Origin of the sequence: Ureibacillus sp. MALMAid1270, assembly GCF_049202975.1 — a bacterium.
GTDB lineage: Bacteria > Bacillota > Bacilli > Bacillales_A > Planococcaceae > Ureibacillus.
This window is the reverse complement of record NZ_JBMIRP010000003.1, coordinates 1-6,277: the sequence shown is the minus strand read 5'-3', so window position 1 is coordinate 6,277 and position 6,277 is coordinate 1. Positions and strand designations below refer to the sequence as shown.

General features: G+C 36.6%; 5 protein-coding genes. 4 read left to right on the top strand and 1 reads right to left on the bottom strand.

Going from position 1 to position 6,277, the window contains the following annotated elements; all coding sequences use genetic code 11:
- Window positions 1-454: 454 nt before the first annotated feature.
- The gene (gene pheS, locus ACOQFO_RS00085) at window positions 455-1,492 is read left to right on the top strand and encodes a phenylalanine--tRNA ligase subunit alpha (RefSeq protein ID WP_421687695.1); all 1,038 of its coding nucleotides are present in this window, start codon (window positions 455-457) and stop codon (window positions 1,490-1,492) included.
- Window positions 1,493-1,506: 14 nt separating this feature from the next.
- On the top strand, window positions 1,507-3,915 hold the full coding sequence (pheT, locus tag ACOQFO_RS00080) for a phenylalanine--tRNA ligase subunit beta (protein ID WP_421687694.1): 2,409 nt from the start codon (window positions 1,507-1,509) through the stop codon (window positions 3,913-3,915).
- Between the two features lie 31 nt (window positions 3,916-3,946).
- On the opposite strand, the gene ACOQFO_RS00075 is transcribed toward pheT, so the two are convergent.
- Window positions 3,947-4,429: a nucleoside-diphosphate sugar epimerase gene (locus ACOQFO_RS00075; protein ID WP_421687693.1), complete on the bottom strand. Its 483-nt coding sequence runs from the start codon at window positions 4,427-4,429 to the stop codon at window positions 3,947-3,949.
- 143 nt (window positions 4,430-4,572) lie between these two features.
- Between ACOQFO_RS00075 and ACOQFO_RS00070 the strand changes: the two genes are divergently transcribed.
- On the top strand, window positions 4,573-5,112 hold the full coding sequence (locus ACOQFO_RS00070) for a hydrolase (RefSeq protein ID WP_421687692.1): 540 nt from the start codon (window positions 4,573-4,575) through the stop codon (window positions 5,110-5,112).
- Between the two features lie 324 nt (window positions 5,113-5,436).
- On the top strand, window positions 5,437-6,048 hold the full coding sequence (safA, locus tag ACOQFO_RS00065; protein ID WP_421687691.1) for a SafA/ExsA family spore coat assembly protein: 612 nt from the start codon (window positions 5,437-5,439) through the stop codon (window positions 6,046-6,048).
- The last annotated feature ends 229 nt before the right edge of the window (window positions 6,049-6,277 follow it).

The window sequence follows — 6,277 nt, the reverse complement described above, 5'->3', positions numbered from 1 at the left end:
GCTCATTAAGTGGGGAATAAAAGACCTAAATAACCTATATGAGCATAGGTACTTAAGTTATTGAACCGCCGTGTACGGAACCGTATGCACGGTGGTGTGAGAGGTCGACTAGCCAATTAATGGCTAGTCTCCTACTCGATTTGTATTGGAAACTGGTGATGAATCGTGGCTGTGGGTGATTATGTCATAGAGTAGGGCGATTCAACGTATGTGGTCGATTCTGCCACAAAGTAGGGCGATATTGTCACAAAGTAGATCGATTCCGCCACAAAGTAGGGCAATTTCATCACAAAGTAGATCGACTCAACACAAGTGGTCGATTACGCCACAAAGTAGAGCGAATCGGACACAAAGTAGATTAATTCGTGACACAAAGAAGCGCATAGCCACCCACTCACCGCATTGAGAAAATCTATTTATAATCACCGAATTAATGAAGGAGGCAAAATTAAAGATGGAACAACAATTAAAGCAGTTAGAGCAAGAAGCTTTAGCGAAAATTGAAGCTGCTTCGAACTTAAAGGAATTAAATGAAGTTCGTGTTGCTTACTTAGGAAAAAAAGGGCCAATTACGGACTTATTAAAAGGAATGGGGAAATTATCTCCTGAAGAACGTCCAAAAATGGGTGCTCTTGTAAATACAGTACGTGAGCAGGTAACAGTACAGTTAGAAGCAAAGATTGCACAATTAGAAGAACAAGCAATCTTAGAACAATTAGAAAAAGAATCAATCGACGTAACATTACCAGGACGTCCTGTACGTTCAGGAAATCGTCATCCTTTAACTCGAGTAATTGAAGAGATTGAAGATTTATTCTTATCAATGGGCTACGAAATTGCTGAAGGTCCAGAAGTTGAAAAAGACTACTATAACTTTGAAGCATTAAACTTACCAAAAGGACATCCAGCACGTGATATGCAGGATACTTTCTATATTACTGAAGAAACATTACTTCGTACACACACATCGCCAGTTCAAGCGCGTACAATGCTTGCTAAAAAAGGTGAGCCGTTCCGCATTATTTGTCCTGGTAAGGTATTCCGCCGTGATAACGACGACGCAACACATTCACACCAATTCATGCAAGTGGAAGGTTTAGTTGTTGGTGAGAATATCCGAATGAGCGACCTAAAAGGAACGCTTGATACGATGGCTAAAAAAATGTTCGGTGCTGACCGTGAAATCCGTTTACGCCCAAGCTTCTTCCCATTCACTGAGCCATCTGTAGAGATGGATATTTCTTGCTTCAAATGCGGTGGATCTGGCTGTAACGTATGTAAACATACAGGTTGGATAGAAATTTTAGGAGCTGGTATGGTACATCCGAACGTATTAGAAATGGGTGGCTATGATCCAAAGAAATATTCAGGCTTCGCATTTGGAATCGGTGCAGAACGTATCGCCATGTTGAAATACGGTGTTGAAGATATTCGTCATTTCTATACAAATGACAATCGTTTCATATCTCAATTCCACCGAACAGAAGGGTAAGGGGTGCAAAATAAATGTTAGTATCATTAAATTGGTTAAAGCAATATGTCAATATAGAAGGAATCGACCCGTCCGAGTTAGCTGAAAAAATTACTCGTTCTGGAATTGAAGTCGATGCAGTTATCGATCGTTCTCAAGGAATGACAAACGTTGTTGTTGGTTATGTCGTTTCAAAAGAAAAACATCCAGATGCAGATAAATTAAATGTTTGCCAAGTTGAAGTTGGCGAAGGTGATGTACGTCAAATTATTTGTGGTGCACCAAATGTAGCAGCTGGTCAAAAGGTAATCGTTGCTCTTCCTGGGGCACGTCTACCAGGTGGCATTAAAATTAAAAAAGCAAAAATGCGCGGAGTAGAGTCAAACGGAATGATTTGTTCTCTTCAAGAATTAGGTGTTGAAGGGCGTACTGTTCCTAAAGCATACGCGGATGGAATTTATGTATTACCTGAAGAGGCAGTTCCAGGTAGTGATGCATTAGAACTTATTGGGTTAAGAGATATCGTGTTAGAACTTGGCTTAACACCAAACCGTTCGGACGCTTTATCAATGCTAGGTGTTGCTTATGAAGTTGCAGCGATTTTATCTGATGAAGTGAAACTTCCAGAGATTAAATATCCAACTTCAGCTGAAAGTGCTGAAAGCTATATTAAAGTAAGTACTGAAGAGCCAGAATTGAATCCTCTTTATGCAGCTAAAGTAGTTAAAAACGTTAAAATTGCTGAATCACCACTTTGGTTACAGCATTATTTAATGGCAGCAGGCATTCGTCCTCACAATAATGTAGTCGATATAACAAATTACATTTTAATGGAATACGGTCAACCGTTACATGCGTTTGATTATGATTCATTAAAGTCAAAAGAAATCGTTGTACGTTTAGCAAAAGAAGGCGAAAAAATCGTCACATTAGATAATCAAGAACGCACATTAAATTCTCATAACCTTGTTATTACAAATGGTGTAGAACCAGTTGCAGTAGCAGGTGTAATGGGTGGTGCAAATTCAGAGGTAACAAGTGAAACGACAACGGTTGTCATCGAAGCTGCATATTTTGACGGATTCTCAGTTCGTCGTACTTCAAAAGAATTAGGATTACGTTCTGATTCTTCAGCACGTTTTGAAAAAGGTGTAGATCCAAATCGTGTTTTACTAGCAGCTGAAAGAGCGGCACAATTACTTTCAGAATTAGCTGGCGGTGAAGTGTTAGAAGGAACTGTTTTAGTCGATCAATTAGATAAAACACCAACACGTGTAGTTGTATCACCTGATTTCATTAATACTAGACTTGGCATGAAAATTTCTTTAGAGGAAATGCTTTCAATTTTACATCGATTACAATTCGATGTTGAAGCTGCTAATGGTTTATTAATTATTGATGCACCTACACGACGCCAAGATATTAAAATTGAAGAAGATATCGTAGAGGAAATTGCTCGTCTATACGGTTACGATGAAATCCCGAAGACTTTACCAGAAGGTACAGTATCTGTAGGTGGTTTAACTCCTTACCAAGCAAAACGTCGTACTGTTCGTAATGTAATGGAAGGCGCGGGCTTATTACAAGCAGTAACGTATTCATTAACTTCTGAGGAGTTATCACAAAAATTCGCATTAAAAATTGAAGATACAACAAAATTATTAATGCCTATGAGTGAAGAACGTACAACATTACGTCAAAGTTTAATTCCTCATTTAATTGAAGCGGCAAGCTATAACGTTGCTCGTAAAGCTGATTCAGTTGCATTATATGAAGTCGGATCAGTATTCCTAGGTAAAACTGAGGAAGAACTTCCATATGAAGAAGAGCATTTAGCGATTATTCTTACTGGTAAGTGGGTAGACAATGCATGGCAAGGTGAAAAACGTCCAGTTGATTTCTTCGTTGCAAAAGGTATTGTAGAAGCATTGTTTGAAAAACTTGGTTTAACGGATCGTGTTTCTTATGAAAAAGGTTCTGTAGATGGACTTCACCCAGGTCAAACTGCAAATGTTCTTTTAGATGGAGAAAGAGTCGGAATCATCGGTGGTTTACATCCAGCAGAACGTAAAAATGCAGATTTAAAAGAAACATTTGTAGCTGAGTTGAATTTATATGCAATTATAAATGCAACAACGGAATCTCTAGTTTATTTACCGGTTCCGCGCTTCCCAGAAATTACACGTGATATCGCTTTAGTTCTTGACCGTGAGAAACCAGCAGGTGAAATTGTAAGTGTTATTCGTAATGCAGGAACAAAGTTATTGAAAGACGTGAAAGTATTTGATGTTTACGAAGGTGAGAAAATGGAAGTAGGTAAAAAATCTGTTGCCTTCTCGTTAACTTACTTCGATTCGGAACGTACTTTAACAGATGAAGAAGTGACCAACGCACATAACAAAGTGTTAAAAGCTTTAGAAGCAGCTGGAGCAGAAGTGAGATAATACTAGTTAATAACAGAAGAGTCTCCCGAGATTATACCTCGAGAGACTCTTCTTTTTTAGGTTTAAACCAACCAACACTACTTCCAATTAGTCCACTAAACGTATGTACAAGTCCGAAAGTGTAAAAGTTAAAGAAAATATGATTTGTATATTGATTTAATAACGGATATTGATAAATCTGTGAGTTTGGATTTGAAGTAGAGCCACCTAAAGATTCAAATACATCCTGTTGATAGGAATAAGCAAAATAAATAAAAATGTTTAATAATACAATCATGCTAATTATTGTAAAGACCCGATTTAAAGGGTCCTTCGTTTGATTGACGAATGTAGATAAATATCGGAAAGTCGTAAAGAGACTCAGTATTAAAAAAGGAAGAACAAGTGCGATACCAACTGCACCTAAGTTTCCACTCCCTGAAGTTCCTTCGGGTTGGATTGTAAAAAAATGTTCAATCATTAAAAAACCGAATAACGAAATTCCTAAACTTATTAACCAACTTAACTTTAACAACCAATTCACCCTTTCTACTATTACTATACATGTCGTAATGTGTGTATTCAATCGACAGCTAAAGATTGAGATGAATTTCTATTTCTCGCTTAGTATAATGGAGAGTGAGGGGTACTTTTCTTTAAGAAAGGGAGGAAATGAATATGTTAAACAAAGAGGAAACGGTGTTAGTTTTGATCGACATCCAGGGAAAACTTGCCCGAATTGTAGATCAAAGTGAGTTTGTCATTCAAAACATTGCAAACGTTGTACAGGGTGCTAAAGTTTTGGGGTTACCTATTCTTTGGCTTGAACAATATCCAAAAGGACTTGGTCCAACGGTAGAAGAAATCGCGCAATATTTGACAGATGAGAAACCAATTGAAAAGATTACTTTTAGTGCTTATGATACTCCAGAATTTGTAGAACAGTTGGAAGCAACGGGACGCAAGAAAGTGTTGTTAGCTGGAATTGAAACACATATTTGTGTCTATCAAACGGCAGCACAATTACTAGCTAGTGGCTATGATGTTGAAGTATTAGCTGATTGTGTATCTTCAAGAACAGCATTAAGCAGTGAAATCGGTATTGAAAAGATGAAGCAAATGGGTGCGAAATTAACTACGGTTGAAATGGCCTTATATGAAATGCAGCAAATAGCTAAAGGCGACGCATTTAAAGCAATTAGTAAAATTATTAAGTAATTATTAAGTAATGATTATGTAATATTGATAAGTAATTAGAAAGAGAGAAAGCAAAAAATATTGCTTTCTCTCTTTTTTTGGAAAAAATATCGTATAGAATATGGAAAAATAACATGATTTTATGAAATGACAAATAAAAATTTTATAATACTTTTTAGTAATATTACAAAATGTAAATCTATCAAACCATTGATGCTACAATAGTCACCCTTCTTAATAATATTATTGTAACATCTTTGAAATAATCATACCATAATTTTTGCAATGAAATAGTGCTAGATTGCTATTATCATAGAATTATATCAACAAGGAAGGATTGATTAGATGTTTAAAAACTTGAAAAAAGGTGTAATTGCATCAGTTCTATCACTTTCATTATTAATACCAGTAACTGCTTTCGCAGCAGGCTCATCATATACAGTAGTTTCAGGCGATTCTTTATGGAAAATCGCAGTAAAAACACAAACTGGCGTAAAAGAATTAATAAATGCAAATCCACAATTACAAAATCCAAATTTAATCTACCCAGGTCAACAAATTAACGTTCCTACTCAAGAAGGCGTTGCATATGAACAAGAAGTACTTCGTTTAGTCAACGTTGAGCGTGCAAAAGCAGGTTTACCAGCATTGAAAAATGATTGGGAGCTTGCTAGAGTAGCAGAACACAAATCAGAAGATATGGCGAAAAAAGGTTACTTCAGCCATAATAGTCCTACTTATGGATCACCATTTGATATGATGAAAGCATACGGTATTAACTACAAAGCAGCTGGAGAAAACATTGCAAAAGGACAAAGATCTCCACAAGAAGTAGTAAATGCTTGGATGAATAGTGCTGGTCACCGTGCAAACATTTTAAACTCTAACTTTACTCATATGGGTGTAGGATATGTTGCAAATGGTAACATCTGGACACAAATGTTTATAAAAAAATAATATAAGTCGGAAACTGCATGTAAATGTAGTTTCCGATTTTTTTGTTTACATAGCAATTTAATAACAGGCAAAACTAAACTTATAAAACGGTAGTGTCAAAACTTCTATGAAAAACTGAAAATCACAATAGTTCAGGGCGGAAATCATTCTCCGAACGAGAGGACAATCGCTCTTGACAAACATTCCGAAAAGGTTGCGCCTTGTTTTTGAGGGCGAAGGGAAAAAAGTA